Source organism: Pseudomonas sp. CFBP2511, assembly GCF_030209255.1.
In the GTDB taxonomy this organism is placed as follows: Bacteria; Pseudomonadota; Gammaproteobacteria; order Pseudomonadales; family Pseudomonadaceae; genus Aquipseudomonas; species Aquipseudomonas avellanae.
Genome location: NZ_JARVSI010000003.1, coordinates 106637 through 131018, shown reverse-complemented (window position 1 = coordinate 131018; position 24382 = coordinate 106637). Strand labels below are relative to the sequence as shown.

Genomic DNA, 24382 nt, shown 5'->3' with positions numbered 1-24382 from the left:
ACTTCGGCACGACAGTTGGGGTTATCGTTCCTCACGCTCCAGCGTAGGAATGCTGCGGGTGACGCTCTGCGTCACAAATCTGCGCTGCGCCGCATACTCAAGACCGGACGCAGAGCGCCCGGAACGGCATGCGACGCAGAGCGTCGCACGATCGTTGAAAAACTTCGGCACGACAGTTGGGGTTATCGTTCCTCACGCTCCAGCGTAGGAATGCCGTGGGTGACGCTCTGCGTCACAAATCTGCGCTGCGCCGCATACTCAAGAGCGGACGCAGAGCGCCCGGAACGGCATGCGACGCGGAGCGTCGCACGATCGTTGAGTTGTCGTTCCTCAGGCTCCAGGAAAGCCTTGGTTGCATTCAACGCCCGGCCAGCAGCTCCTGGCCACGAGCTGCGGCGGCGCGGACTTGTTCAGGTGCGGTGCCGCCGACATGGTTACGGGCGTTGACCGAGCCTTCCAGGGTCAGCACGGCGAACACGTCCTGCTCGATCTGGTTACTGAATTGACGCAACTCTTCCAGGCTCATTTCAGCCAGGTCCTTGCCGGTTTCGACGCCATATTTCACGGCATGGCCAACAATTTCGTGGCAGTCACGGAACGGCAGGCCACGGCGAACCAGATAGTCAGCCAGATCGGTAGCGGTCGAGAACCCGCGCAGCGCCGCTTCGCGCATGATGGCGTGCCTGGGTTTGATTGCCGGGATCATGTCGGCAAACGCACGCAGCGAATCACGCAGGGTGTCGGCAGCGTCGAACAGGGGCTCCTTGTCTTCCTGATTGTCCTTGTTGTAAGCCAGCGGCTGGCCTTTCATCAGGGTCAGCAGGCCCATCAGCGCGCCGAATACGCGGCCACTCTTGCCACGCACCAGCTCAGGCACGTCAGGGTTTTTCTTCTGCGGCATGATCGAGCTGCCGGTACAGAAGCGATCCGGCAGATCGATGAACTGGAACTGCGCACTGGTCCAGAGCACCAGTTCTTCGGAAAAGCGCGACAAGTGCATCATCGCGATGGACGCAGCCGAGCAGAATTCAATGGCGAAGTCACGGTCCGAAACGCCGTCCAGCGAGTTGCCGCCCACCACGTCGAAACCCAGCAGTTTGCAGGTCAGCTCGCGGTCGATCGGGTAGGTGGTGCCTGCCAGCGCAGCGCTGCCCAAAGGCATGCGGTTCAAGCGTTTGCGGCAGTCCACCAGACGCTCGTAGTCACGGCTGAGCATTTCAAACCAGGCCAGCATATGGTGACCAAATGTGACCGGCTGTGCGGTCTGCAGGTGCGTGAAGCCGGGCATAATGGTGTCGGATTCGCGCTCGGCCTGAACCAGCAGGCCCTTTTGCAGGCGGGTGATCTCACTGAGGATCAGGTCGATTTCGTCACGCAGCCACAGGCGGATATCGGTGGCGACCTGATCGTTACGGCTGCGACCGGTGTGCAGCTTCTTGCCGGTGATACCGATACGATCGGTCAGGCGGGCCTCGATGTTCATGTGCACGTCTTCGAGATCGACGCGCCATTCGAAGTTGCCGGCCTCGATCTCGGCCTGGATGGTGTTCAGGCCATCAACGATGGTATCGCGCTCGGCGTCGGTCAGGACGCCCACCTTGGCCAGCATGGTGGCGTGGGCGATGGAGCCCATGATGTCGTGGCGATACAGACGTTGATCGAAGGTGACGGAGGCAGTGAAACGCGCGACAAACGCGTCGACGGGTTCACTGAAGCGGCCGCCCCAGGACTGGTTGGTCTTGTCGGTGCTCATGGATTCGCTCGTTGCTCAACAGAAAGTGGCGTGCCCGATACCTGGCACAAGGGCGGTTGCGATGATAACAGGGTTGCTGCTTTTTTATTTCCGGATGGCTTGCCGCTGACAAGGCTTGGGCAGAGACTGCAAGCATGCGAATAGAACCTGTGAAAACCCCTGCCAGGCCTGCGCCCGGCAAAGATTTTTTTCTCCCCGAACTGTGCCTGCCGCAGGCATTGCTGGTGCTTGTCGTGCTGGCCGAGCTGCTGGTGGTGATTCTGGTGCTGGTAGAACCGATGCGTGCCGGTTTCGACTGGGTACGTCTGGCGCTGATGTCGCTGTTCGTGCAGTGGATCGTGTTGCTGTCCGCAGCGCTGCTCTGCGGCTTGCGACCCTGGCTGGCGCGCCTGACGCCGGGGCTGGCCGGCATGCTCAGTTGCCTGCTGGTCGTCGGCCTGACCCTTCTTTGCACAGCCGTCACCGACGTTTGTCAGCTTACCGGGCGGATTTCAATCAGCGGGATGGTCGAGCGCTACCTGCGTTACTCGACCATCGCCCTGATCATGTCAGCCCTGATGCTGCGCTACTTCTACTTGCAGAGTCAGTGGCGCAAACAGCAGCAGGGCGAGCTGCGGGCCAGGATTGAATCGTTGCAAGCGCGAATCCGCCCGCACTTTCTGTTCAATACTCTCAACAGCATCGCCAGCCTGGTCGCCAGCGATCCGGGCAAAGCCGAGCAGGCAGTGCTGGATCTTTCCGACTTGTTTCGTGCCAGTCTGGCCAAGCCCGGCAGCCTGGTGACGTGGAGCGAAGAGCTGGCATTGGCAAAACGATATTTATCGATTGAGCAATATCGTCTCGGCGAGCGTCTACAGTTGGACTGGAGGGTGAGCGCAATTCCTGATGACTTGCCGATTCCCCAGCTAACCTTGCAACCATTACTTGAGAACGCTTTGATTTATGGCATTGCTCCGCGAATTGACGGAGGCGTTGTAACGGTCGAAGCGGACTATAAAGGGGGAGAGTTCATATTGAGCGTCAGCAATCCCTATGAAGAAGTTGCCAATCGGCAGACTTCCAACGGTACTCAACAGGCCCTGTCGAATATAGGTGCGCGTATTGCGGCACTTTTTGGCCCGCACGCCAGTCTGAGCGTGGAGCGCCGTGACGGTCGTCACTACACCTGTCTACGCTATCCTTGTGCGAGACTCACGCAGGAAGCCAGAGCTATATGAATGTCCTGATCGTTGATGACGAACCCCTGGCCCGCGAGCGATTGAGCCGCATGGTCAATGAAATCGAGGGTTATCGAGTACTGGAAGACAGCGCTTCCAATGGCGAAGAAGCCTTGGCGCTGATCGAAAAGCACAAGCCTGACGTGGTGCTACTTGATATCCGTATGCCGGGTATCGACGGCCTGCAGGTAGCTGCCAAACTGTGTGAACGGGAAGCTCCGCCCGCCGTGGTCTTTTGCACCGCCCACGACGAATTTGCCTTGGAAGCCTTTCAGGTCAGCGCGGTCGGCTATCTGGTCAAGCCTGTGCGCGCCGAGCATCTTATCGAAGCGTTGAAAAAGGCCGAGCGACCAAACCGCGTGCAATTGGCGGCGATGACACGACCGGCGGCAGAAAGCGGTTCCGGGCCGCGCACGCACATCAGTGCGCGTACCCGAAAAGGTATCGAATTGATTCCGTTGGATCAGGTGATCTACTTCATCGCCGATCACAAGTACGTCACCCTGCGCCACGAAGGTGGTGAAGTCCTGCTGGACGAGCCGCTCAAGGCACTGGAAGACGAGTTCGGCGACCGGTTCGTGCGTATTCACCGCAATGCGCTGGTAGCCCGAAAGCGAATCGAAAGCATGAAGCGCACGCCGGTGGGGCATTTCGAGCTGTTCCTCAGAGGCCTGAATGGCGATGCGCTGATCGTCAGTCGCCGCCATGTAGCGGGTGTGCGCAAAATGATGCAGCAGCTCTAGGGTTCCGCCCCTGGAGCCTGTCGGCGAAGCCGAGGCACAGAACTGAGAGGCGTATCAGGTCTGTGTGTTTTCCGGTTGGTCGTTTGACAGCTGTTGCAGCGTCCAGCTACTGGCCGATTGGGCTGATCGGGATCAGTGCGCTGACCAAGTTTTCAGACAGCGCTGAAGCCGCCCCGGCTGAGCTGTTATTATCCGGCGCATCTACTCAGTACGGATTGTTCAATGTCCTCTCGCGAAATCCGCATTGCCACGCGCAAAAGTGCGCTGGCGCTCTGGCAGGCCGAATACGTAAAAGCTCGCCTCGAACAGGCTCACCCCGGCCTGCTCGTTACCCTGGTGCCCATGGTCAGCCGTGGCGACAAGCTGCTCGACTCCCCTCTGTCGAAAATCGGCGGCAAAGGCCTGTTCGTCAAAGAGCTGGAAACGGCGTTGCTGGAAGACAACGCCGACATCGCCGTGCACTCGATGAAAGACGTGCCGATGGACTTCCCCCAGGGGCTGGGTCTGTTCTGCATCTGCGAGCGTGAAGACCCGCGCGATGCGTTCGTGTCCAATACCTTTGAGAGCCTGGACGCACTGCCGGCGGGAAGCATCGTCGGCACCTCCAGCCTGCGCCGCCAGGCCCAACTGCTGGCGCGACGTCCTGACCTGCAGATCCGTTTCCTGCGTGGCAACGTCAATACCCGTTTGGCCAAGCTGGACGCAGGCGAATACAACGCCATTATTCTTGCCGCTGCCGGCTTGATCCGCCTGGGCTTCGAAGACCGCATCACCTCGGCGATCAGCGTCGATGACAGCCTGCCAGCGGGTGGCCAGGGGGCTGTGGGTATCGAGTGCCGCAGCGTCGATGCCGAAATTCATGCCCTGCTGGCCCCGCTGCACCATGAAGACACCGCTGTGCGGGTGATTGCCGAACGTTCGCTGAACAAGCACCTCAATGGTGGCTGTCAGGTGCCTATCGCCTGTTACGCAGTGCTGGAAGGCGATGATGTCTGGCTGCGCGGGCTGGTCGGCGATCCGTCAGGGCGCGTGTTGCTGCACGCCGACGCCCGAGCGCCGCAGACATCCGCCCAGGCGCTGGGCGTGCAGGTTGCCGAAGCATTGCTGGCTCAAGGGGCTGCCGAGATCCTCAAGGCCGTCTACGGCGAGGCCAACAACGAATGAGTGCCTGGCGTCTGCTGCTGACCCGTCCCGCCGAAGAATCGGCGGCGCTGGCAAGGGTGCTGGCCGATGCCGGAATCTTCAGCAGCAGTCTGCCTTTACTTGAAACCGAGCCTTTACCCTTGACGCCCGCACAGCGTTCGATCATTTTCGAGCTGCTCAATTACAGTGCAGTCATCGTGGTCAGCAAACCTGCTGCGCGGCTGGCCATCGAACTGATCGATGAAGTGTGGCCGCAACCGCCTATGCAGCCGTGGTTCAGTGTGGGGTCAGCAACCGGGCAGATACTCCTTGATTACGGACTCGATGCGAGCTGGCCGGAGCAGGGCGATGACAGCGAGGCCTTGCTCGACCATCCACGCCTTAAACAGGCGATTGCCGTACCTGGAAGTCGCGTACTGATCATGCGCGGCAATGAGGGACGTGAACTGCTGGCCGAGCAATTACGCGAACGGGGGGTGGGTGTCGATTATCTGCCGCTGTACCGTCGCTACCTGCCGCAGCACGCCCCCGGCACCCTGTTGCAACGCGTAGAGGTGGAACGCTTGAACGGGCTGGTGGTCAGCAGTGGGCAGGGTTTTGAACATTTGCTTCAGTTGGCAGGTGATTCATGGCCGGATCTGGCCGGTCTGCCGCTGTTTGTACCGAGCCCCCGGGTTGCCAGCCTTGCGCAGGCAGCGGGCGCCCGGAACGTTATTGATTGTCGTGGCGCCAGCGCCGCGGCATTGCTGGCAGCGTTGCGGGATCAACCCCAGCCTGCCGTCAAAGCGTATTGATCGACACTTGTCGTTTACGCTATTACGCCAAAATGCAAAGGATGGGATACGTGAGCGAAACAGCCTTGCCTAAAGACGAAGAATCGGTGTTGAAAACGCCTGCATCCAAGCCTGAACCGGTACGCGTCGAGCGGACCGGCAACCGCAGCAGCGGTCTGGTATTTCTGGCGCTGCTGCTCGGCATCGCCGGTATCGCCGTCGCGGGCTGGGGCGTCTGGCAACTGCGTATGCTGCAAGCCGGACACCAGCAGCAGCGCGGTCAGGTCGAGGACATCGCCGAGCAGACGCTGGTGCTGGCGCAGAATGACCAGCAACTGAGCGCGCGACTCGCGCAATTGCCGCCAGCCAATCAACTGGAAGACAGTCGCCGTCTGGTCGCGCAGTTGCAGGGCGATCAGCAGCGTCTGAGCCAGCGACTCGAAACTGTTCTGGGTGCCAGCCGCAAGGACTGGCGTCTGGCCGAGGCTGAACATCTGCTGCGCTTGGCCAGCCTGCGTCTTTCGGCGCTGCAAGATATCAACAGCGCCCAGGCACTGGTGCAGGGTGCCGACGAAATTCTGCGTGAGCAGGATGATCCGGGCTCCTTCGCTGCCCGCGAGCAACTGGCCAAGAGCCTTGCCGCCCTGCGCAGTGTCGAGCAACCGGACCGCACCGGGCTGTTTCTGCAACTGGGCGCCTTGCGTGAGCAGGCCGTACAGCTCAACAAGCTGGCGCCCGAGTACGAAGACAAGGGCGAGTCGCTTCTGGGGCTGACTGCCGACAACACCGAGCAAAGCCGCTGGTCGCAATGGTGGGACGAGATTTCCCATTACTTCCGTGTCGATTTCAACGCTAACAAGGACATCCGCCCGGTATTGGCAGGGCAAAGTCTGGCACAAGTGCGTCTGGCCCTGAGCCTGGCACTGGAGCAGGCGCAATGGGCGGCGCTCAACGGTGAACCACAGGTCTACAACCAGGCCATCACCGAAGCGCAAAGCGTCCTGAAAGCCAACTTCAACCAGGACGACCCACAGAGCAAGGTGCTTGGGCAGGGGCTTGAGGCGCTGGCCAGCAAGCCGGTATCGGTCAAGACCCCCGACCTGGCCCCGACCCTGAGCTCGGTGCAAGCCTACCTTGAACGCCGTCACGCCGCCGGCCAGCCAGCCGAGGCGCAGCAGGGGACCAGCCGATGAAGCGCGTCTATGTGCTGTTCTTCATCGCGATCGTCGCAGCGGCGCTGATCGGCGTCGCTGTGGCCGAGCATTCGGGCTACGTGCTGATTGCGTACCAGAACTTCCGCTATGAATCGAGCCTGTGGGCGACCCTGGCGCTGCTGGTCGCAGTTCTGCTGGTCATCGCCATACTGAGGCTGCTGATCACGCTGCTGACGACCTCGGGCCGTGTGGTCAACCCGTGGTCGCGTCGTAACCGCCGTCGCCGCGTGCAAATCGCTATCGAGCAAGGCCAGATGGACCTAGCCGAGGGCCGTTGGTCCAGCGCGCAGCGTCATCTGCAACGCGCAGCCGAGGCCGATGCTCATCCATTGCTCTACTACATTGGTGCTGCGCGCGCTGCCAATGAGCAAGGTCGCTACGAAGACTGCGACGCGCTGCTGGAACGCGCACTGGAACGTCAGCCGCAAGCCGAGCTGGCCGTCGCCTTGAATCACGCTCAGTTGCAGCAGGACCGTGGCGACACCGACGGTGCACTCGTCACACTGCAGGCGATGAACGAGCGTCACCCGCACAACCCGCAGGTTCTGCGTCAGTTGCAGCGCCTGTACCAGCAACGTGGTGACTGGTCCGACCTGATCCGCCTGATGCCGGAACTGCGCAAGGACAAGGTCCTGCCGCCCAAGGAACTGGCCGAACTGGAACGCCGCGCCTGGGGCGAGAACCTCACGCTGGCGGCGTACCGCGATGAACACGAAGGCGCGCCCACTGGCCTGCCTTCGCTGGAAGCGGCCTGGCAGGGGCTTAGCTCCGCGCAACGCCAGGAACCGCAACTGGTGCTGGCGTATGCCGATCAACTGCGTCGCCTGGGTGCCGAGGCTCAGGCTGAAGAGGTGCTTCGCGCAGCCCTCAAGCGCGATTACAACAGCCATCTGGCGCGGCTCTACGGGCTTGTACGCGGCAGTGACCCGTTGAAGCAACTGCAAACGGCAGAGGGCTGGCTCAAACATCATCCTGCTGACCCAAGCCTGCTGCTGAGCCTGGGCCGCATCTGCCTGCAAGGCAGACTGTGGGGCAAGGCGCGGGATTACCTGGAGAGCAGCCTGCGTCTGGAGCGCAACCCGGAGACCTGCGCAGAGCTCGCACGCCTGCTGGCGCAACTGGGCGAGACGGATCGCAGCAATATGCTGTTCCAGGAAGGCCTGGGCCTGCTCGACGAGCGCTTTTTGTCTCGTCCTTTGCCGGCGCTGACCAAGGCCTGAATCTGCCGGAGAGCCCTGTGCGAGGGCTCTCCGTTTTACTTCGACAGCCGAAAAATCAGCGCGTAAGAATCGTCCTACACCGATATGTAAAAGAACCACACCACGGTGTGTTTGTTTTCCTCGGTAAACAGCGACGCATCCGTACGCCGCCACCTTGAAAGCGCCGCACCCTTTCCTCTACCGTAATCGCCTCGTCCTTTGTTACGGATTTGCCATGTATCTGGCTCGCACACGCTTTCTGTTTTTCATGGCCTTTCTGGCATGTGCATCGATCTTCAGCACCGCCCTTTATTTGCAGCAAGCCTTTGCCCTGGACCCATGCGTGCTCTGTCTTTTGCAACGGGCTGCCATTGTCGGTTGTGGCCTGCTGGCGCTGACGGCAACGTGTCACGCGCCGGGCCAGGTCGGGTGGCGTCGTTACAGTCTGGGGCTGTTACTGATCGCCCTCGCCGGAGTGGGCGCAGCAGGTGTTCAGGTCTGGCTGCAAACGGCTTCCGCCGATCAATTGATACCGTTCATTGCCCGGCTGGAACACATCATGGGGCTGTTGTCGCTGGACACCTGTGTCGACCGCCTGCGCAGCGATGCGCTGCTTTGCGCGGAGATCACCTGGTCGCTGTTCGGCATCACGTTGCCTGAGTGGAGTCTGCTGGCATTTACAGGCATTGCGTTGCTGCCGCTGTACCCCCTCTTGAGCGAATTCAGCCACTGGCTGGCTGGCAAAAGTCAGGGCGAGTATTAAACGCTTGTATGAACTTTATCTCCTGCGTACCTTGATGGCCTTGTCGAGCGAGCATAATCTGGGCCGCACGCGTCACTGGAAATATGCTGTCCTGACGCATCTATCAGGCCAGGTTCTTGCTGACCAGCAAGAACGGCACAGGACCGCATACCCCTGAAGGGAAGAGAGAAGACCATGCTGGAAAGTTGTCAGAATGCTCAGGAACGCTGGGGTGGAGTCAACAAGCTGATTGATCGCTGGCTCCAAAGTCGTCTCGAACTGATCGAGGCTTACGATGCACTGGGCGACACACCCGAGGCATTGGCAGCTGACCGTGAAGGCCTGCAGAATTTCTGCGGCATTCTGGTTGACTATGTATCGGCCGGGCACTTCGAAGTCTACGAACAGCTGGGTGACGAAGCCCGGGCATTCAACGACGAGCGCGGGCTCGAGCTGGCTGACACGATCTATCCCCGTCTCGATGTCATCACCAAGTTTGCGTTGACGTTCAATGATCGTTGCGACAAGGGTGATTGCTCGGACGCTGCGGTCGTGGCCAAGGAATTCAACCAGCTGGGGCAGTTGCTGCATGAGCGCTTCGAGCTGGAAGACTGCCTGATTGAAGTGCTGCACACCTCCCACAAGGAAGAAGTCGCCGCGCAGGTCTGAATGCCCGCGGTGCATGTCCATAGCGTTGCCATAAGGGTGCTTTTGCACCCTTTTGCATGTCTGGAGACTCGGCTCGAGGCGCGCTTACTGTGAAACCGCGATCAGCTCGATCTCGAACACCAGCGGTGTGAACGGATCGATCAGGTCGCCAGCACCTTCGGCGCCGTAGGCTTGATCCGAAGGGATCACCAGGCGCCACTTCGCGCCGGTCGGCATGTTCTGCAACGCGCTGGTCCAGCCACTGATCACGCTGTCGAGCCTGAACCACTGAGGCTGGGTGCTCTGATCGAAGATCTTGCCGTCCGGCAAACGACCGACATAACGCACTTCTACTCTGCCATTGGCATCAGGCTTGGGGCCGGTGCCCGGTGTCAGCTCGGTCATGAGAATGCCATCGGCCAGTTCCTTGACGCCTGGCTTGGCCTTCTCGCCGGCCATGAACGTGCGCTCGGCCTTGAGGGCGGCTTCGGTAGGCGCATCGGTACCTGCGGTCTCGGCTTGCGCGATCGCTGCATCATGCTCACGCAGGATCTGGTCAATACGCTCCTGTTTGAGCGCAAGCGGCTTGCCCTGATAAGCCTGTTTCAAACCATCGACCAACGCCTTCAGATCAAGGTCCGGGACTTCCTGATGCAGGCGCTCGCCAAGACTGGCGCCCAGACTGTATGCAAGGTCATGAGCATCATTATCCGGTGGTGCTTCGGCGGCTTGAGCCAAGGGTAGCAAGAGGAACAACGACGTTAACAAGTAGCGCGACATTAATGCTCTCCGGCCTGGGAAGGCAGCGATTATGCCAGCGCAAGCGCGTGCAGTGACGAGTCTTGCGAAGTGAATTTCACAATGCCTGCGCATCGTATCAAGCAATCATTTTTGACAGTATGCAACAGCGCCCCTTCGGTGGTGTCAAGATGCCCTAGCGGCGATGCGCGCAGAAGCCTAGTATGAGCCGCAATTTCGTCACCCAGGAGGTAAGTCATGTCGGCCAAAAAGAAGCCAGTAAACACTCCGTTGCATTTGCTCCAACAATTATCGGGCAGCTTGCTAGAACATCTGGAAGACGCCTGCTCCCAAGCTTTGGCTGATGCCGAAAAACTGCTCGCCAAGCTTGAGAAACAACGCGGCAAGGCGCAGGAAAAACTGCACAACTCCCGCATCAAATTGCAGGACGCTGCCACCGCCGGAAAATCCAAGGCACAGACCAAGGCCAAAGATGCCGTGGCTGAACTGGAAGAATTGCTTGATGCGCTCAAATCGCGCCAGACTGAAACCCGCACCTACATTCTGCACCTCAAGCGTGATGCTCAAGAGAGCCTCAAGCTTGCGCAGGGTATCGGTCGCGTAAAAGAAGCCGTCGGCAAGATTCTGACCACCCGCAGCGCCAAGCCTGCAGCCCCGAAAGCCGCAACCAAGGCGCCTGCTGCCAAGGCCCCCGCTGCCAAGGCCCCCGCAAAAGCTCCGAGCAAATCACCTGCCAAGCCGCCGGTGAAAGCAGCCGCTGCCAAGCCGGTTGCCAAAGCTGCAGCCAAACCTGCGGCCGCTGCAAAACCGGCTGCCAAGCCTGCAGTGGTCAAGGCCCCGGCAAAAACCGCAGCCAAGCCAGCAGCACGGTCAGCCGCAGCCGCCAAGCCCGTCGCGGCTAAAACAACGGCCGCCAGGCCCATTGCAGCCAAATCGACTGCCGCCAAGCCAGCCGCCAAACCTGCCGTCACCAAAGCACCTGCTGCGGCCAAGACACCTGCGAGCAGCGCTGCCAAACCAGCTGCCGCCAAGCCGGCGGTCGCCAAGCCTGCTGTGAAAGCGCCTGCCAAAGCACCGGTGAAAGCAGTGACCAAACCTGCTGCCGTCAAGCCCGCTGCCAAGCCAGCTGCCGCCAAGTCGGCAACACCGGCGCCAGCCGCTGCCAAGCCGACACCTGCCGCACCGGCCGCTGCATCGGCAAAATCTGCCGACAATGCAACGCCAACCAGCGCTTCCTAAAGCTGGTCGTCGCTACGCCCCACCGCGATGCGCAGCACATGCAGCGCATCGCGGTGACCCTCGACACAGCCTTCTGCACGTTCATCGACAAGCCCGATCAGCCACTCCTCGGCATCCCTTGCCTCGCCAGCGGGCCAATCTGCGCTCAGCCCCTCAAGCCGTGCCATCAAACTCTGCTCGGCCTCCAGTTCCAGCGCCTTGACCTTTGCTCGCAACCCGCCAAGCGCAACATCCTCAAGTGCCGCATTTCGCCATTCACTGCGTAAATTACGCAGCGGACGCACCACATCGTCGTGCCAGGGCGTCGCCAATTGTCTTATTTGTGCTAATCGTTGTGCGGTGCAGGCCACTTCGCGCGCACCGAGCCAGACCCCGCAAAGCACCATGCACACATTGCCCCCGTTGGCTTGCAGCGTCAGACAAGCCTGCTCCACACCCGGTCGGGCGTAGAAATCGAGGGTGAAACTCCAGAGCGCTGAAGGCATAGTGATCCACCTGTTCAGGACGAAGCTGGTAGACTCCGCCGCCATTATGATTCGACTTCAAAGCCTTACCTTACAGCGTGGTCCGCAACGTCTGCTAGAAGACGCCGAGCTGACCCTGCACGCCGGCCATAAAGCCGGCCTGATCGGTGCCAATGGCGCCGGGAAATCCAGCCTGTTTGCCTTGCTGCGCGCAGAGCTGACGCCCGACGCCGGCGACTGCCTGCTACCCGCCGACTGGCGCATCGCGCACATGCGTCAGGAGGTCGATACCCTCGAACGCCTGGCAGTGGACTACGTGCTGGACGGCGATGAGCGCCTGCGCGAAGTACAAAGCTCGCTGGCCGAGGCCGAAGCGGCGCAGGACGGCGCTGCTCAGGCGCGCCTGCATTCGGAGCTCGACAGTGCCGACGGCTACACCGCCGACGCGCGTGCGCGCAAGCTGCTGGCGGGCCTGGGCTTCACCAACGAGCAGATGGAGCGTCAGGTTGGCAGCTTCTCCGGCGGCTGGCGGATGCGCCTGAACCTGGCGCAGGCGTTGATGTGTCCTTCAGACCTGCTGTTGCTCGATGAGCCCACCAACCACTTGGACCTCGACGCCATTCTGTGGCTTGAGGACTGGCTCAAGAGTTACCCCGGCACCTTGCTGCTGATTTCCCACGACCGGGACTTTCTCGATGCCGTGGTTGATCACATCGCTCACGTCGAGCAGCGCAAGATCACCTTGTATCGCGGTGGCTACAGCGCCTTCGAGCGGGCCCGCGCCGAACGTCTGGCCCAGCAGCAACAGGCCTACGAGAAGCAGCAAGTGCAACGTGCGCACATGGAGAAGTACATTGCGCGCTTCAAGGCACAAGCCACCAAGGCCCGCCAGGCACAGAGCCGCATAAAGGCGCTGGAGCGCATGGAAGAGCTGTCCGCTGCCCACGTTGACTCGCCCTTCAACTTCGTCTTCCGTGAGTCCGACAAGATCTCCAGCCCGCTGCTGGACCTGTCCGACGCGCGCCTGGGTTATGGCGACAAGACCGTCCTGGAGAAGGTCAAGCTGCAACTGACGCCGGGCGCACGTATTGGCCTGCTAGGCCCCAACGGCGCCGGCAAGTCGACACTGATCAAAAACCTGGCTGGCGAGCTTGAGCCGCAGAGCGGCCGGCTGGTGCGTGGTGAAAACCTCACGGTTGGCTACTTCGCCCAGCATCAGCTCGACTCACTGGACGCCAAGGCCACCCCATTGCTGCACTTGCAGCGTCTGGCGCCGACCGAGCGTGAGCAGACCCTGCGCGACTTCCTCGGCGGCTTCGACTTCCGTGGCGCGCGTCTGGACGAGCCGGTGCTGAATTTCTCGGGTGGTGAAAAAGCCCGCCTGGCGCTGGCACTGATTGCCTGGGAAAAACCCAACCTGCTGCTGCTCGACGAACCGACCAACCACCTGGACCTGGAAATGCGTCTGGCGCTGACCATGGCCCTGCAGGAATTTGGCGGTGCGGTGTTGGTGGTGTCTCACGATCGGCACTTGCTCAAGAGCACCACCGACGACTTCCTGCTGGTGGCCGACGGCCGCGTGCAGGAGTTCGACGGCGATCTGGATGACTACACACGCTGGCTGGCGGACTACAGACTGCGCAACGCGCCGGTCAGCAACACGCCGGTCAATGCCGACAAAACCGACAAAAAGGCCCAGCGTCAGCAGGCAGCGGCCTTGCGCCAGCAACTGGCCCCGCACAAGCGTGAAGCCGACAAGCTGGAGCGCGACCTCGGCCTGGTGAATGAAAAACTCGCCAAGGTCGAAGAGGCACTGGCGGACAGCACCAACTATGAGGCTGCCAACAAGGACAAGCTGCGCGATCTGCTGGCCGAGCAGGCGAAACTGAAAGTGCGTGAGTCCGAGCTGGAAGACGCCTGGATGCAAGCACTGGAATTGCTCGAGTCTATGCAGGCCGAGCTGGAAGCATTGTCGTGATCAAGGCAGAAGTCTGATGGAAGTCCTGGGGTTGCCGATATCCGCCTACTGGATAGAACCGCTGTTGATCGGCGTGCAGATTTTGCTGATTCTGCTGGCCGGCTATGTGTTGCAACGCGTCGTGGGCGGCTTTCTGACCGGGCTGGGCGAACGTTATCCGCTGCCGCCGGAGCTGCTGGTGCCGGTTCGCGGCGGCTTGCGCTGGCTGATCATGGGCAGCGCTTTCGTCTTCGTGCTGGGCAGGCTTGGTGTTTCGGCAACGGTTTTGTGGACTGCGCTGTCCGGCTTTGTGGCGGTCGCGGCTGTCGCGTTCTTCGCAATGTGGAGCGTGCTGTCGAACCTGCTTTGCGCCATTCTGATCTTCACCATCGGCCCGTTCCGCATTGGCGACATGGTCGAGCTGGTCGATACGCTGGACAAGCCCGGCGTGAAGGGCAGGGTGGTCGCCATCAACCTGATGTTCACCACCCTGATCGAGACCCCGGAAGCCGGCGGCGCGCTGGTTCAGGTGCCCAATAGCCAGTTCTTTCAGAAGTCGGTGCGTCGCTGGCGCGGCAGTGATCTGTTCCCGCAGATGGTGGCTGCAAAACCGGCGGATGAGCAGGACTAGAAATAATTGGCTTTGCGAAACAACACGCATTAATTTAGCGAACATTCGACTTTCGCGAGGTGCGCAATGGCACTTGAAACGTGGCTGGGCTTTTTTGCGGCCTGCTGGATTATCAGCCTCTCTCCTGGCGCGGGTGCCATCGCCTCGATGTCCTGCGGCCTGCAATACGGTTTCCTGCGCGGCTACTGGAATGCCTTGGGGCTGCAGATAGCGCTGGTGGCGCAGATCGCGATTGTCGCGGCCGGGCTTGGCGCGGTATTGGCAGCTTCCGAGATGGCCTTCACGCTGATCAAGTGGTTCGGCGTGGCGTATCTGGTCTATCTGGGCATCAAACAGTGGCGCGCATCGCCCACCGACCTTGCCGACGAATCCGCCGTGCGCCCGGTGGGCAAGCCGATGACGCTGGTGTTCCGCGGTTTTCTGGTCAACATCAGCAACCCCAAGGCGCTGATCTTCATCCTGGCGATCCTGCCGCAGTTCATCGAGCCGACTGCTCCGCTGTTCATGCAGTACGTGATCATCGCCGCGACCATGGTCGTGGTCGATCTGATCGTCATGGCGGGTTACACCGGGCTGGCGTCAAAGGTGTTGCGTGCGCTCAAGACCCCTCGCCAACAGCGTCGCCTGAACCGCACCTTTGCCAGCCTGTTCGTCGGCGCGGCCGGTTTTCTCGCGACGTTGCACCGCGGCACGGCCTGAATCGGCCGCACACCGGCTTTTGCCCGTGTCCCGATCACCTGAAACAGGGCATCAGGCACTGTTTCAGGAACCCATATGGGCTGATTGTAAAATTCAGTAACAAAAATCCATCTCGACTCTTGAGTAGCGCTCCTGCGGAGTGAACAATGCAACGCATCGCATTCTTGTTGAGATTCTGCAATGCCCCTCCGTTCTCGTTTCCTTGTCTGGCTGCTGGTGCCGCTACTGACGCTGTGCAGTAGCATCGCGCTGGCCGACCCTGTCGAGGGCGCAGCCCAGGCGTTGCACCTGCTGGATTATCTGGGTGCTGACTACCCGGCCAGCGTGGCGGACGGCAAGGTTGTCGAAGCTGCCGACTACCAGCAGCAGATTGAAGCCCTGACCACGCTACAAGGCCTTGTGCTCGCTCTGCCGCAACGCGCCGAGCGCGCGGATCTGGAACAGGCTGTTGCGCAGCTGAAAAATGCCGTGAGCAGCAAACAGGACGGCACACAGGTTGCGCGTCAGGCACGGCAACTAGCGGCAAAACTGGCTGTGGCCTATGAGGTCAGCCAGGCACCCGCCATCACGCCAGACCCAGCCCGTGGCGCGCCTCTGTATGCTCAGCATTGCTCGGTCTGTCATGGCGACACCGGTGCAGGTGACGGCCCGGCAGGTATCGGTCTGGAGCCGCCGCCGTCGAACCTGCGTGACACTGCGCGGCTGGATCGCCTGAGTCTTTACGATCTCTACAACGCCCTCGGCCTGGGCATTGCCGGCACCGATATGCCCGCGTTCGCCGACCAGCTGGATGATCGCCAGCGCTGGGACATCGCGACCTATATCGCAAGCTTCAGCGCGCAACCTGTGGCCACTGCCACCAAGGCGTTCAACCTGGCAGACCTGGCCCGTCAAACCCCCGCCGAGGTACAGGCTGCGGAAGGCCCGGACGCCGCAGCGACCTTCCGCGCCCAGCGCGCACAACCGCCGCAGGTGCAGCGCGGCCCGGCGCAACTGCTCGATTACACCGGTGTAACGCTGGACAAGAGCCTGGCGGCCTACAAAGCGGGTGATCGCGAGCAGGCCTACGATTTGTCGGTGGCGGCGTATCTGGAAGGTTTTGAGCTGGTCGAAAGCTCGCTGGATAACGTCGATGCCAACATCCGTAAAGACACCGAAAAGAGCCTGATGGCTTACCGTCAGTCATTGCAGGACAGCCTGCCGCTACCACAGGTCGAGCAAAAGCTTGAGGTGGCCAAAGCCAAACTCAAAGAGTCGGCAGGCCTGCTGGGCAGCGATGGTCTGAGCCTTTCGCTGAGCTACATCTCAGGCCTGTTGATCCTGCTGCGCGAAGGGCTGGAAGCGATTCTGGTGCTGGCGGCGATTCTGGCGTTCCTGCGTAACACCGGCCAACAGTCCGCCGTGCGCAGCGTCAACGTGGGCTGGGGCCTGGCGCTGCTGGCCGGTCTCGGGACCTGGGCACTGGCGGCTTATGTCATTGACGTCAGCGGCGCACAGCGTGAGTTGCTGGAAGGGGCCACCGCGTTGTTTGCCAGCGTGATGGTGCTCTGGCTAGGCGTGTGGATGCACGACCGTCGCCATGCAGCTGCCTGGCAGGACTATGTCAAAAGCAGCCTGGTCGGCGGCGGTGGCCGTTTCGGATTCGCGGTGCTGGCGTTCTTCTCGGTGTATCGCGAGCTGTTCGAAGTCATTTTGTTCTACGAAACCCTGTGGCTGCAGGCAGGACCAGCCGGGCACAACGCAGTGCTGGCGGGCGGCGCCACGGCACTTGTGCTGCTGGTCGGTCTGGCGTGGGTGATTCTGCGCGGCTCGGCGAAACTGCCGCTGTCGCTGTTCTTTGGCATCAACGCTGCACTGCTGTGTGCGCTGTCGGTGGTGTTCGCCGGGCATGGCGTCAAGGCCCTGCAAGAAGCTGGCATCTTCGGTACCCGGCCAGTGCCGTTCTTCGAGTTCGACTGGCTGGGCATTCACGCCGACCTGTACTCGCTCGGTGCACAGGCCATCGCCCTTACTGCCATTGCCGTGCTTTACGGGCGTAGCGTGCTGGCAGAGAAACGCAGGCTGCAGGCATCAGCCTGAAGCTATACACCTGCTCAAGGGCAAGCGGCACCCGCCGCTTGTCCAGACTGCACTAATCAGCGCTATTTCTGCCATCGTTAGATGCTTTTCCTTCCTGTACAAAAAACCACCTGTCAGTTCTGTCAGTAGACGCACTTTTTATTCAAGCCTAGTGTAGCGAAACGCCAACTCGGCTATCGGGTACAGGCGCATTTACCTGAAAAAGAGGTGGGTGATGGTCAAGTACGAGATTCGGTTGTGGGCTGAAGATACTGAGCGACATAACCATCCTGTAATAGCCATTGAGTTTTACGAGGAAGATGAACTGCAAGAACATGCCCTGATAAAACTCTACCCTCACGGGCGATACAAGATAATAGAAGGCGAATTGGGCAGGGACGAAGACGTGCTCCATGACTTGGCGCTGGCGTTCAGAAAAAAGGTGGGGGAGCTTGCCGATTGGTGATTCCGCTCTTGAGAGCCTCGACGGCGAGGGGCTGATAAAAAAAGGTTCGCTCAAACGAGCGAACCTTTTAGTTAAAACGCCTCACGTGAAACACGCAGATCAATTCATCCCAGATCAACCGGCTTCTTCAACTTTGGATTCGGAAAGAACTGCACGCCCTGGACCTTCGGATCCGCCGGTTTGACCACCGCCTTGTTAACCCGCGTGCCCAGCTCTTTGGGTATCGAAATACCTTGTTCGTTGAGCGTATCGCTGTACCCGCAGCCGACGCACTCGCGGTGCGGCACGTCGTTTTCGCTCCACATCATGAGTTTGTCAGGCTCGCTGCACGCCGGGCATACAGCCCCGGCGATGAAGCGTTTCTTGGTAATGACTGCCGGTGTATCGGTCATGCTGCCGCGTCCTCACTCAAGCCACTGTGACGCAACAATGCGTCAATCGACGGCTCACGTCCGCGGAAGTCGACGAACAGCACCATCGGCGCCTGTGAGCCGCCACGCGCCAGAATGGCTTCGCGGAACGCCCGACCGGTTTCGGCGTTAAGCACGCCGTCTTCCTCGAACTTGGAGAACGCATCGGCAGACAGTACTTCGGCCCACTTGTAGCTGTAGTAACCGGCTGCGTAACCGCCTGCAAAGATGTGCGCAAAGCTGTTCGGGAAACGGTTATAGGCAGGCGGACGCATGACCGACACTTCGTCACGAATGCCTTCCAGCACATCCAGCACGCTGCGCCCGTCACCGTGGGTGGCGTGCAATTCAAAGTCGAACAGCGAGAACTCCAGCTGACGCACCATCATCAGACCGGACTGGAAGTTCTTGGCGGCGAGCATTTTCTCCAGCAGGTCCTGCGGCAGTGGCTCGCCGGTTTCGTAATGACCGGAGATCAGCGCCAGACCTTCAGGCTCCCAGCACCAGTTTTCCATGAACTGGCTCGGCAACTCGACCGCATCCCATGCCACGCCATTGATACCGGAAACACCCGCATGCTCGACGCGGGTCAGCAGGTGGTGCAAGCCGTGACCGAATTCGTGGAACAGGGTGGTGACTTCATCGTGGGTCAGCAGCGCAGGCTTACCGGCAGCGGCCGGCGTGAAGTTGCATACCAGATTAGCCACCGGGCTTTGCAGCGCACCTTGCGCAGTGCGACGACGATCACGGGCGCCATCCATCCAGGCACCGCCACGTTTGTTGGCGCGAGCATACAAATCAAAGAAGAAACGCCCGACGTGCTGGCCGTTTTCCTTGATCTCGAACAGACGAACGTCCGGGTGCCAGGTGTCGAAGCCTTTCTGCTCGGCAATCTCGATGCCGTACAGACGCTGGACGATGGCAAACAGACCGCCGAGCACCTTATCGATGGGGAAGTAGGCGCGCAGGATTTCCTGGGAAACGCTGTAACGCTGTTCGCGCAGCTTCTCGCCGTAAAAACCGCTGTCCCAGCTTTGCAGGTCCGGGCAACCCTGTTCGGCCGCATAAGCCTTGAGCTGCTCCAGGTCCTGAGCAGCGAACGGCTTGCTGCGTTTGGCCAGATCACGCAGGAAACTCAACACCTGATCACTGGACTCTGCCATCTTGGTCGCCAGGCTCAGCTCGGCAAAGTTCGCGTAGCCGAGCAACTGCGCCAGCTCCTGGCGCAGATCGAGAATCTGCTCCATCACCGGCGTATTGTCGTTCTTGCCAGCGTTTGGACCCTGGTCCGAAGCACGGGTACAGTACGCTGCGTAGACTTCTTCGCGCAGGGCACGGTCTTCGGCGTAGGTCATTACCGCGTAGTAGCTCGGGAATTCCAGGGTAATCAAGTAGCCTTCGAGGTCCTTGGCCTTGGCAGCCGCGGCCATCTGTTGCTTGGCAGAATCGGTCAGGCCGGCGAGGGCGGACTCGTCAGCGACCAGCTTGGTCCAGGCCTGAGTGGCATCGAGCAACTGGTTGGTAAACTGGCTGCCCAGCTCGGACAATTTGCTCTGCACTTGCGCATAACGTTTCTGCTGCTCGGGCGGCAGGTCGATGCCGGACAGGCGGAAGTCGCGCAGCGATTGCTCCAGAATGGTCTTCTGACCGACGTCAAAGCCTGCGGCCTCAGGGCTGTTGGCCAGCGCTTCATAAGCCTGAAACAGTGCGCGATTCTGGCCCATCTCGGTGGAGTAGGCGCTCAATGCCGGCAGGCACGACTCATACGCTTCACGCAGTTCAGGGCTGTTGCACACGGCATTCAGATGGCTGACCGGGCTCCAGGCAGCGCCCAGGCGGTCGTTCAGCTCGTCCATGGTCAACACCAGCCCGGCCCAGGTCGGCGTCGAGCCCTGTTTGGTGAGGATGTCGGCAATCGCGGCACGGTTGTCGGCCAGGATTTGTTCGATAGCAGGTTTGACATGTTCGGCACGAATCGCCGAAAAGGGTGGCAGGTCGTACGATTGCAGAAGAGGGTTGTTCGCGCTCACGGTTTTGCACCTTGCCTGGAAGAAACACTCAGCCATCTTAATTACAATCGATGCCGTGCGCAGCACCCAAACCTGTTCCAGACGTCTATCACTGCCAAAGAAGGAGCCTATCGTGGCCATTCGCAAGTTTCAGGACCACACCCCAGCCCTCGGCGAACGGGCCTTTATCGATCATTCAGCGGTGGTTATCGGTGACGTCGAAATCGGTGCCGACAGCTCCATCTGGCCGCTGACGGTCGTACGCGGCGACATGCACCGCATCCGCATCGGCGCGCGCACCAGCGTGCAGGACGGCAGCGTGCTGCACATCACCCACGCCGGCCCCTTCAACCCCGATGGCTTCCCGCTGCTGATCGGCGACGAGGTGACCATCGGCCATAAATCGATGCTGCATGGCTGCACCATTGGCAACCGCATCCTGGTCGGCATGGGCACCACCATCATGGATGGCGCAGTGGTGGAAGATGAAGTGATCATCGGCGCAGGCAGCCTGGTGCCACCGGGCAAAGTGCTGGAAAGCGGCTTTTTGTATGTCGGCAGGCCAGTCAAACAGGCGCGTGCATTGACCGAAAAGGAAATCGCCTTTTTTCCGTACAGCGCCACCAACTACGTGAAGCTCAAGGACCAGCATCTGGCTGAAGGGTTTGATAAGCCGTAACTATCGTTCCTACGCTCCAGCTTAGGAATGCATCCCATGACGCTCTGCGTCACAAATCTGCGCAGCGCCGCTCACTCAAGACCGGACGCAGAGCGTCCAGAAAGGCATTACCACGCGGAGCGTAGTAACGATGATCGCGCTCAGTGCATCAACCGCCGCAGCGCCGCCTTGCGCGGCTCGACCGGCAGCCCGCCCAGCTTCTCCACCGCCTGATAAAACGCCGGCCAATCGCCATTGACCTGCCTGAACAACGCCGCAAATGCTGGCACCCACTGATCATAAAGGCCAAACGGCAGCAACTTTGCGTTGTTCATCGGGCCGTTGACCCAGCCATCGAAACGCTTGTCGCCCGCCCACTGTTCATCACGCATCTGCAGATAATCACGGCGCAACCGCTCGAACTCCGCAGCCTTGCGCGCCCGCATCACCTCTGCCGACAACGGCTGACGATAAAGCGCCTTTAGCCGCTCGCGAGTCTCCAGCACCAACCGAATGAACTGATCACGCCGCGCCGACTGAGAAACACTCTCCGGCGGCAAGCCCCGGGCAGCACGCCACTGCCGCTTACCTTCCTGCTCGACGAAACTGGCGTAGGACTCATTGAACTCGGTGTCGTCCTTCACATAAAAACGCTGATGCGCCAACTCATGAAAAATCAGCGTCGCCAAGCGCTCGTCGCCCCAACCCAGCATCGAGCTGAGAATCGGATCATCGAACCAGCCCAGCGTTGAGTAGGCCTCCACGCCACTCAAATAAACGTCCTTGCCCGCCTGGCGCTGCAACGCCGCCTCGCCACGCGCCCCGCCAGGGCTGTAATAACCGCGATACGCGACACACCCGGCAATCGGAAAACAGTGCGTCACCGGGTCGAGCGAAAACTCGTCCGTCGCAAACACATTCCACACCACATAAGTCCGCCCCAGATCCGCATACAGGCGATAACTCTTGTTATCCGGAAGATGCAAATGCTCGCTGGCAAACCTGCGCGCCAACTGTGACCGAGCCAAGTGCTCGCGCAAACCTGCGTCTCGAGTCGGGTCGGCAATAATCTTCTCCACAGGCTCACGCGCCTGCAGCAACTGCCACTGGCCCTGCGCCAACTGACCATAGTAGGAAACGCTGGAGCAACCGGCGAGCAGCGTAAGGGCCGTTAGCGCGAACAGGTGGCGAAGGCGTGAGGCAGGGGGTCTGGGCATGGAGGGCAGGGCTTGGGTGGTGTCGATACGGTGATGTTATGCCGCACGGGTGTGCGGGTGTGCAAGTGTTGTGAGGGTATGAGGCGGCGCATTGCGCTGCGTGTTAACCCCCTCTAATTGACAGACACCTGCCGGTTCACTGTAATAGCCGGCGCTTACGAACAACGCAAAGGACCTGCCATGACCAAAACACCCACTTGCGGGCGAGGTGATCTGCCCCGCGCGCTGATTTTCATCCCGCTGGGCCTGTGCCTGCTCTACCTTACTGTTTGCCTGGTCGTTGACCGGATTAACTTCCTGGCCCAGGCGCAACGCGCTGAAGGGCATGTCAGCGCCCTGAATGCGGGCGGCAGCCACCCACAAGTGGACTTCACCGATGCTGTGGGCAAAGCGGTCAGCTACCCCCAAGGCGGCTTTATATTCGGCTATTCGGTGGGCGACCCGGTGACAGTGCTCTACCTCGGCGAAGCCCCCTCCAGCACCGCGATCATTGAAGACCAGGGCGCGCTATGGGGCGTGAGCCTGCTGACGGGCCTGTTCGCAATCGTGTTTACCGCAGGAGGCGGTTACCACATGGCTGCATGGATTCGCAGGCGCCGGATGGCACGACTACTTTAAGGACCGAAGGCCCATTGTCATTCGCAGGCGCTACAAGCCTGCGAGCATAGGCGGTTTTGTCTTGAGCACAGGGGTCGCCTTACACTTTCGCTATGGTTCGGTCAGGGCTGGCTTGGTTATCGACACGAGATTCCCGCAGTCAGGCAAGATCAACGTAAAAACGAGAGTTATTACGGTCATCAATAATTCCAGCTGAGCCCATGCGCTTATCCAGTCAACATACATTGGAGGCATGGTAATAGCGCAATATTCCTGTTGCTCATCATCCTGATAGTTAGCCTTCCTAGAGGCTTACTTAGCTTAAAATCTCCCATAACAATGTTAATCGCCATAAAAATTTTCAGCTTTTTCTAGAGACGACTTTATCTGGAAAAAGTCAAAGATACGGGCGACACAGTTTCAATTCGCCCGAGAAACCGACGGCAGGTACTGTTAGCTGTTATTCGCCAACCACGCATCAAAAACCTCCGAATGCTGAGCGGTTAGCAGCCTTTCAAAAAGATCTTTCTCGCCTAGATATAAACAGTGCCTAATCACTGTGTATGGGTCAAATTTATAGCTCGGATAATTTTTTTCAAAAAATTCTTTATACCTTTTTACTTTCGATATATTTTCCCGCATGTAAAAGTTAAATTTCCCTCGACTTAAGTCCGGCTTAAGAGAAACAACCTCTTCTGTAAAGCCATCAACTTTCCGCGCCTCAAACTCGAACTCGTTAAAAAAGTGGTGTGCAATTTTCAAGAAACTGAAAGCATTGAGAGATGAAGGAGTGATCTTGGGATACAATTCTCCCGATTCAATTTGATCAGACTCCCGACTAATTTGCTCTTGCGGAATATCCTCGGCCTTCATGCCCTCAACAGTAGCATTGCGGATTTCTCGAAACTCCCGATCGGCCACCTCAAATAGCGCAGCCAAGGAGTTAATTCTTCGCTTAAGATTAATTGGGATAGATTTTTTATACTTTATTTTGTGATCCAACACACTCCACGAGTCCTGAATTATGGTGCGGACTTGAACCTCAAAACCAAGGTTAACGAATTGCGAATACTCGGGTAACTCTTTGCGCTTTTCGTTTAACTCCAAGTCCAAATGCAACCCTTTATAACCAAATGAATTCTCGGTATTTTCAATCTGCGCGATTTTATCAGTAATATCTATGACCTTAAAATGATCACTAAGAAGCTCCTTAATTTTTTCTATATCATCTTCATATAGACAAACTACGCGCACACCTATAAGGTCAGTAATATGATCTAGTATTTGATAATCTTGAGCGCTGGACTCAAGTCCTACCTTGTACTTTTCAATGAATTTTTTTACACACTCATCCCTGTCTTTGACGCGACCTTCTATTTTCGACAACGCTATATCGCTTGAACTTCTGATCAGAGAGTTAACTAACGTTATAAAAGAGTTTTTCGCGCCATCCAACAGCCCATGGTTTCCATTGTAATAATCACAGAAGTTTTGTTTTTCAACTTCAAAATCCATAGATGGCATTTTTTTCTCCCTAAAACCATTAACTGTTAGTTGGCATAAATGGCGTGTATCTACACCAATGATTGTCTGTCAATCATCCTTATCAGTGCTCGACGCTCTGAGTCTGAGGGTCGAGCAAGAGCCAAAATCAAAGCCGCAGGGCATATGAGTACGATACTAATGAGTTCAATTGCGTGCTTTTAGTCTAATTATGACTGATAGTCGCATGTCGATCTTATTATGTGATAACTACCAACTAAAAACTTACTCAACCGTTCAACTT

23 protein-coding genes are annotated in these 24382 nt (G+C 59.2%); 16 read left to right on the top strand and 7 right to left on the bottom strand.

Annotated elements, in window-relative coordinates:
* Nucleotides 1-358: 358 nt before the first annotated feature.
* Nucleotides 359-1753, bottom strand: coding sequence for an argininosuccinate lyase (gene argH / locus QRN38_RS02900; RefSeq protein ID WP_057419073.1), 1395 nt, complete (start codon nucleotides 1751-1753; stop codon nucleotides 359-361).
* 134 nt (nucleotides 1754-1887) lie between these two features.
* Here argH and QRN38_RS02895 point away from each other — a divergent pair, with 134 nt between their 5' ends.
* From QRN38_RS02895 to QRN38_RS02860, 8 genes are all read left to right on the top strand, one after another.
* Nucleotides 1888-2970: a sensor histidine kinase gene (locus tag QRN38_RS02895; protein ID WP_007247213.1), complete on the top strand. Its 1083-nt coding sequence runs from the start codon at nucleotides 1888-1890 to the stop codon at nucleotides 2968-2970.
* Entirely contained in the window at nucleotides 2967-3713 is a 747-nt protein-coding gene (locus tag QRN38_RS02890) for a LytR/AlgR family response regulator transcription factor (RefSeq protein WP_007247212.1), read from the top strand. Before QRN38_RS02895 ends, QRN38_RS02890 begins: the two co-directional genes overlap by 4 nt.
* Before the next feature lie 222 nt (nucleotides 3714-3935).
* Nucleotides 3936-4877 carry a hydroxymethylbilane synthase gene (gene hemC / locus QRN38_RS02885; protein WP_011103001.1) on the top strand — a complete coding sequence of 314 codons (942 nt, stop codon included), beginning with the start codon at nucleotides 3936-3938 and terminating at the stop codon, nucleotides 4875-4877.
* The gene (locus tag QRN38_RS02880) at nucleotides 4874-5650 is read left to right on the top strand and encodes a uroporphyrinogen-III synthase (protein ID WP_011103002.1); all 777 of its coding nucleotides are present in this window, start codon (nucleotides 4874-4876) and stop codon (nucleotides 5648-5650) included. The genes hemC and QRN38_RS02880 overlap by 4 nt, the downstream gene beginning before the upstream one ends.
* A gap of 50 nt (nucleotides 5651-5700) precedes the next feature.
* A complete protein-coding gene (locus QRN38_RS02875; protein ID WP_057419072.1) occupies nucleotides 5701-6822 on the top strand; it encodes a uroporphyrinogen-III C-methyltransferase in 1122 nt (373 codons plus the stop codon).
* The gene (locus QRN38_RS02870) at nucleotides 6819-8063 is read left to right on the top strand and encodes a heme biosynthesis protein HemY (RefSeq protein WP_011103004.1); all 1245 of its coding nucleotides are present in this window, start codon (nucleotides 6819-6821) and stop codon (nucleotides 8061-8063) included. Before QRN38_RS02875 ends, QRN38_RS02870 begins: the two co-directional genes overlap by 4 nt.
* A 214-nt stretch (nucleotides 8064-8277) precedes the next feature.
* Nucleotides 8278-8805 (top strand): disulfide bond formation protein B, encoded by a 528-nt coding sequence (locus tag QRN38_RS02865; protein WP_057416043.1) that lies wholly within the window; start codon nucleotides 8278-8280, stop codon nucleotides 8803-8805.
* Nucleotides 8806-8979: 174 nt separating this feature from the next.
* Complete coding sequence (locus QRN38_RS02860; protein WP_005738602.1) at nucleotides 8980-9453, top strand: Rsd/AlgQ family anti-sigma factor; 474 nt, start codon at nucleotides 8980-8982, stop codon at nucleotides 9451-9453.
* Between the two features lie 84 nt (nucleotides 9454-9537).
* On the opposite strand, the gene QRN38_RS02855 is transcribed toward QRN38_RS02860, so the two are convergent.
* Nucleotides 9538-10212: an FKBP-type peptidyl-prolyl cis-trans isomerase gene (locus QRN38_RS02855; protein WP_005769477.1), complete on the bottom strand. Its 675-nt coding sequence runs from the start codon at nucleotides 10210-10212 to the stop codon at nucleotides 9538-9540.
* Between the two features lie 216 nt (nucleotides 10213-10428).
* Here QRN38_RS02855 and QRN38_RS02850 point away from each other — a divergent pair, with 216 nt between their 5' ends.
* Entirely contained in the window at nucleotides 10429-11430 is a 1002-nt protein-coding gene (locus QRN38_RS02850) for an AlgP family protein (RefSeq protein ID WP_057419071.1), read from the top strand.
* Here the strand turns inward: QRN38_RS02850 and QRN38_RS02845 are convergent.
* A complete protein-coding gene (locus QRN38_RS02845) occupies nucleotides 11427-11915 on the bottom strand; it encodes a TIGR02444 family protein (RefSeq protein WP_005769473.1) in 489 nt (162 codons plus the stop codon). The genes QRN38_RS02850 and QRN38_RS02845 overlap by 4 nt on opposite strands.
* A 46-nt stretch (nucleotides 11916-11961) precedes the next feature.
* Here QRN38_RS02845 and QRN38_RS02840 point away from each other — a divergent pair, with 46 nt between their 5' ends.
* The 5 genes from QRN38_RS02840 (at nucleotide 11962) to QRN38_RS02820 (ending at nucleotide 17705) form a co-directional block, all read left to right on the top strand.
* Nucleotides 11962-13872, top strand: a complete 1911-nt coding sequence (locus QRN38_RS02840; RefSeq protein WP_046463329.1) for an ATP-binding cassette domain-containing protein — start codon at nucleotides 11962-11964, stop codon at nucleotides 13870-13872.
* Nucleotides 13873-13888: 16 nt separating this feature from the next.
* On the top strand, nucleotides 13889-14482 hold the full coding sequence (locus QRN38_RS02835; RefSeq protein WP_005769469.1) for a mechanosensitive ion channel family protein: 594 nt from the start codon (nucleotides 13889-13891) through the stop codon (nucleotides 14480-14482).
* A gap of 66 nt (nucleotides 14483-14548) precedes the next feature.
* The gene (locus tag QRN38_RS02830) at nucleotides 14549-15181 is read left to right on the top strand and encodes a LysE family transporter (RefSeq protein WP_007247202.1); all 633 of its coding nucleotides are present in this window, start codon (nucleotides 14549-14551) and stop codon (nucleotides 15179-15181) included.
* A gap of 180 nt (nucleotides 15182-15361) precedes the next feature.
* Complete coding sequence (locus QRN38_RS02825) at nucleotides 15362-17260, top strand: cytochrome c/FTR1 family iron permease (RefSeq protein ID WP_057417670.1); 1899 nt, start codon at nucleotides 15362-15364, stop codon at nucleotides 17258-17260.
* Nucleotides 17261-17474: 214 nt separating this feature from the next.
* Nucleotides 17475-17705 (top strand): hypothetical protein, encoded by a 231-nt coding sequence (locus QRN38_RS02820; RefSeq protein WP_005769463.1) that lies wholly within the window; start codon nucleotides 17475-17477, stop codon nucleotides 17703-17705.
* Between the two features lie 104 nt (nucleotides 17706-17809).
* Here the strand turns inward: QRN38_RS02820 and QRN38_RS02815 are convergent, their stop codons facing one another.
* Nucleotides 17810-18097 (bottom strand): YheV family putative zinc ribbon protein, encoded by a 288-nt coding sequence (locus tag QRN38_RS02815; RefSeq protein ID WP_005769461.1) that lies wholly within the window; start codon nucleotides 18095-18097, stop codon nucleotides 17810-17812.
* The gene (gene prlC / locus QRN38_RS02810; RefSeq protein ID WP_162491791.1) at nucleotides 18094-20181 is read right to left on the bottom strand and encodes an oligopeptidase A; all 2088 of its coding nucleotides are present in this window, start codon (nucleotides 20179-20181) and stop codon (nucleotides 18094-18096) included. Before prlC ends, QRN38_RS02815 begins: the two co-directional genes overlap by 4 nt.
* Before the next feature lie 76 nt (nucleotides 20182-20257).
* On the opposite strand from prlC, the gene QRN38_RS02805 reads away from it, so the two are divergent.
* Entirely contained in the window at nucleotides 20258-20803 is a 546-nt protein-coding gene (locus tag QRN38_RS02805; RefSeq protein WP_005769457.1) for a gamma carbonic anhydrase family protein, read from the top strand.
* A 140-nt stretch (nucleotides 20804-20943) separates the two neighbouring features.
* Here QRN38_RS02805 and QRN38_RS02800 read toward each other — a convergent pair whose 3' ends face one another.
* Entirely contained in the window at nucleotides 20944-21999 is a 1056-nt protein-coding gene (locus tag QRN38_RS02800; protein ID WP_057417672.1) for an aminopeptidase, read from the bottom strand.
* A 180-nt stretch (nucleotides 22000-22179) separates the two neighbouring features.
* Here QRN38_RS02800 and QRN38_RS02795 point away from each other — a divergent pair, with 180 nt between their 5' ends.
* Complete coding sequence (locus QRN38_RS02795) at nucleotides 22180-22617, top strand: DUF3592 domain-containing protein (RefSeq protein ID WP_057417673.1); 438 nt, start codon at nucleotides 22180-22182, stop codon at nucleotides 22615-22617.
* Nucleotides 22618-23049: 432 nt separating this feature from the next.
* Here QRN38_RS02795 and QRN38_RS02790 read toward each other — a convergent pair whose 3' ends face one another.
* Nucleotides 23050-24120: a GTP pyrophosphokinase gene (locus tag QRN38_RS02790; RefSeq protein ID WP_005768132.1), complete on the bottom strand. Its 1071-nt coding sequence runs from the start codon at nucleotides 24118-24120 to the stop codon at nucleotides 23050-23052.
* Between the last annotated feature and the right edge of the window lie 262 nt (nucleotides 24121-24382).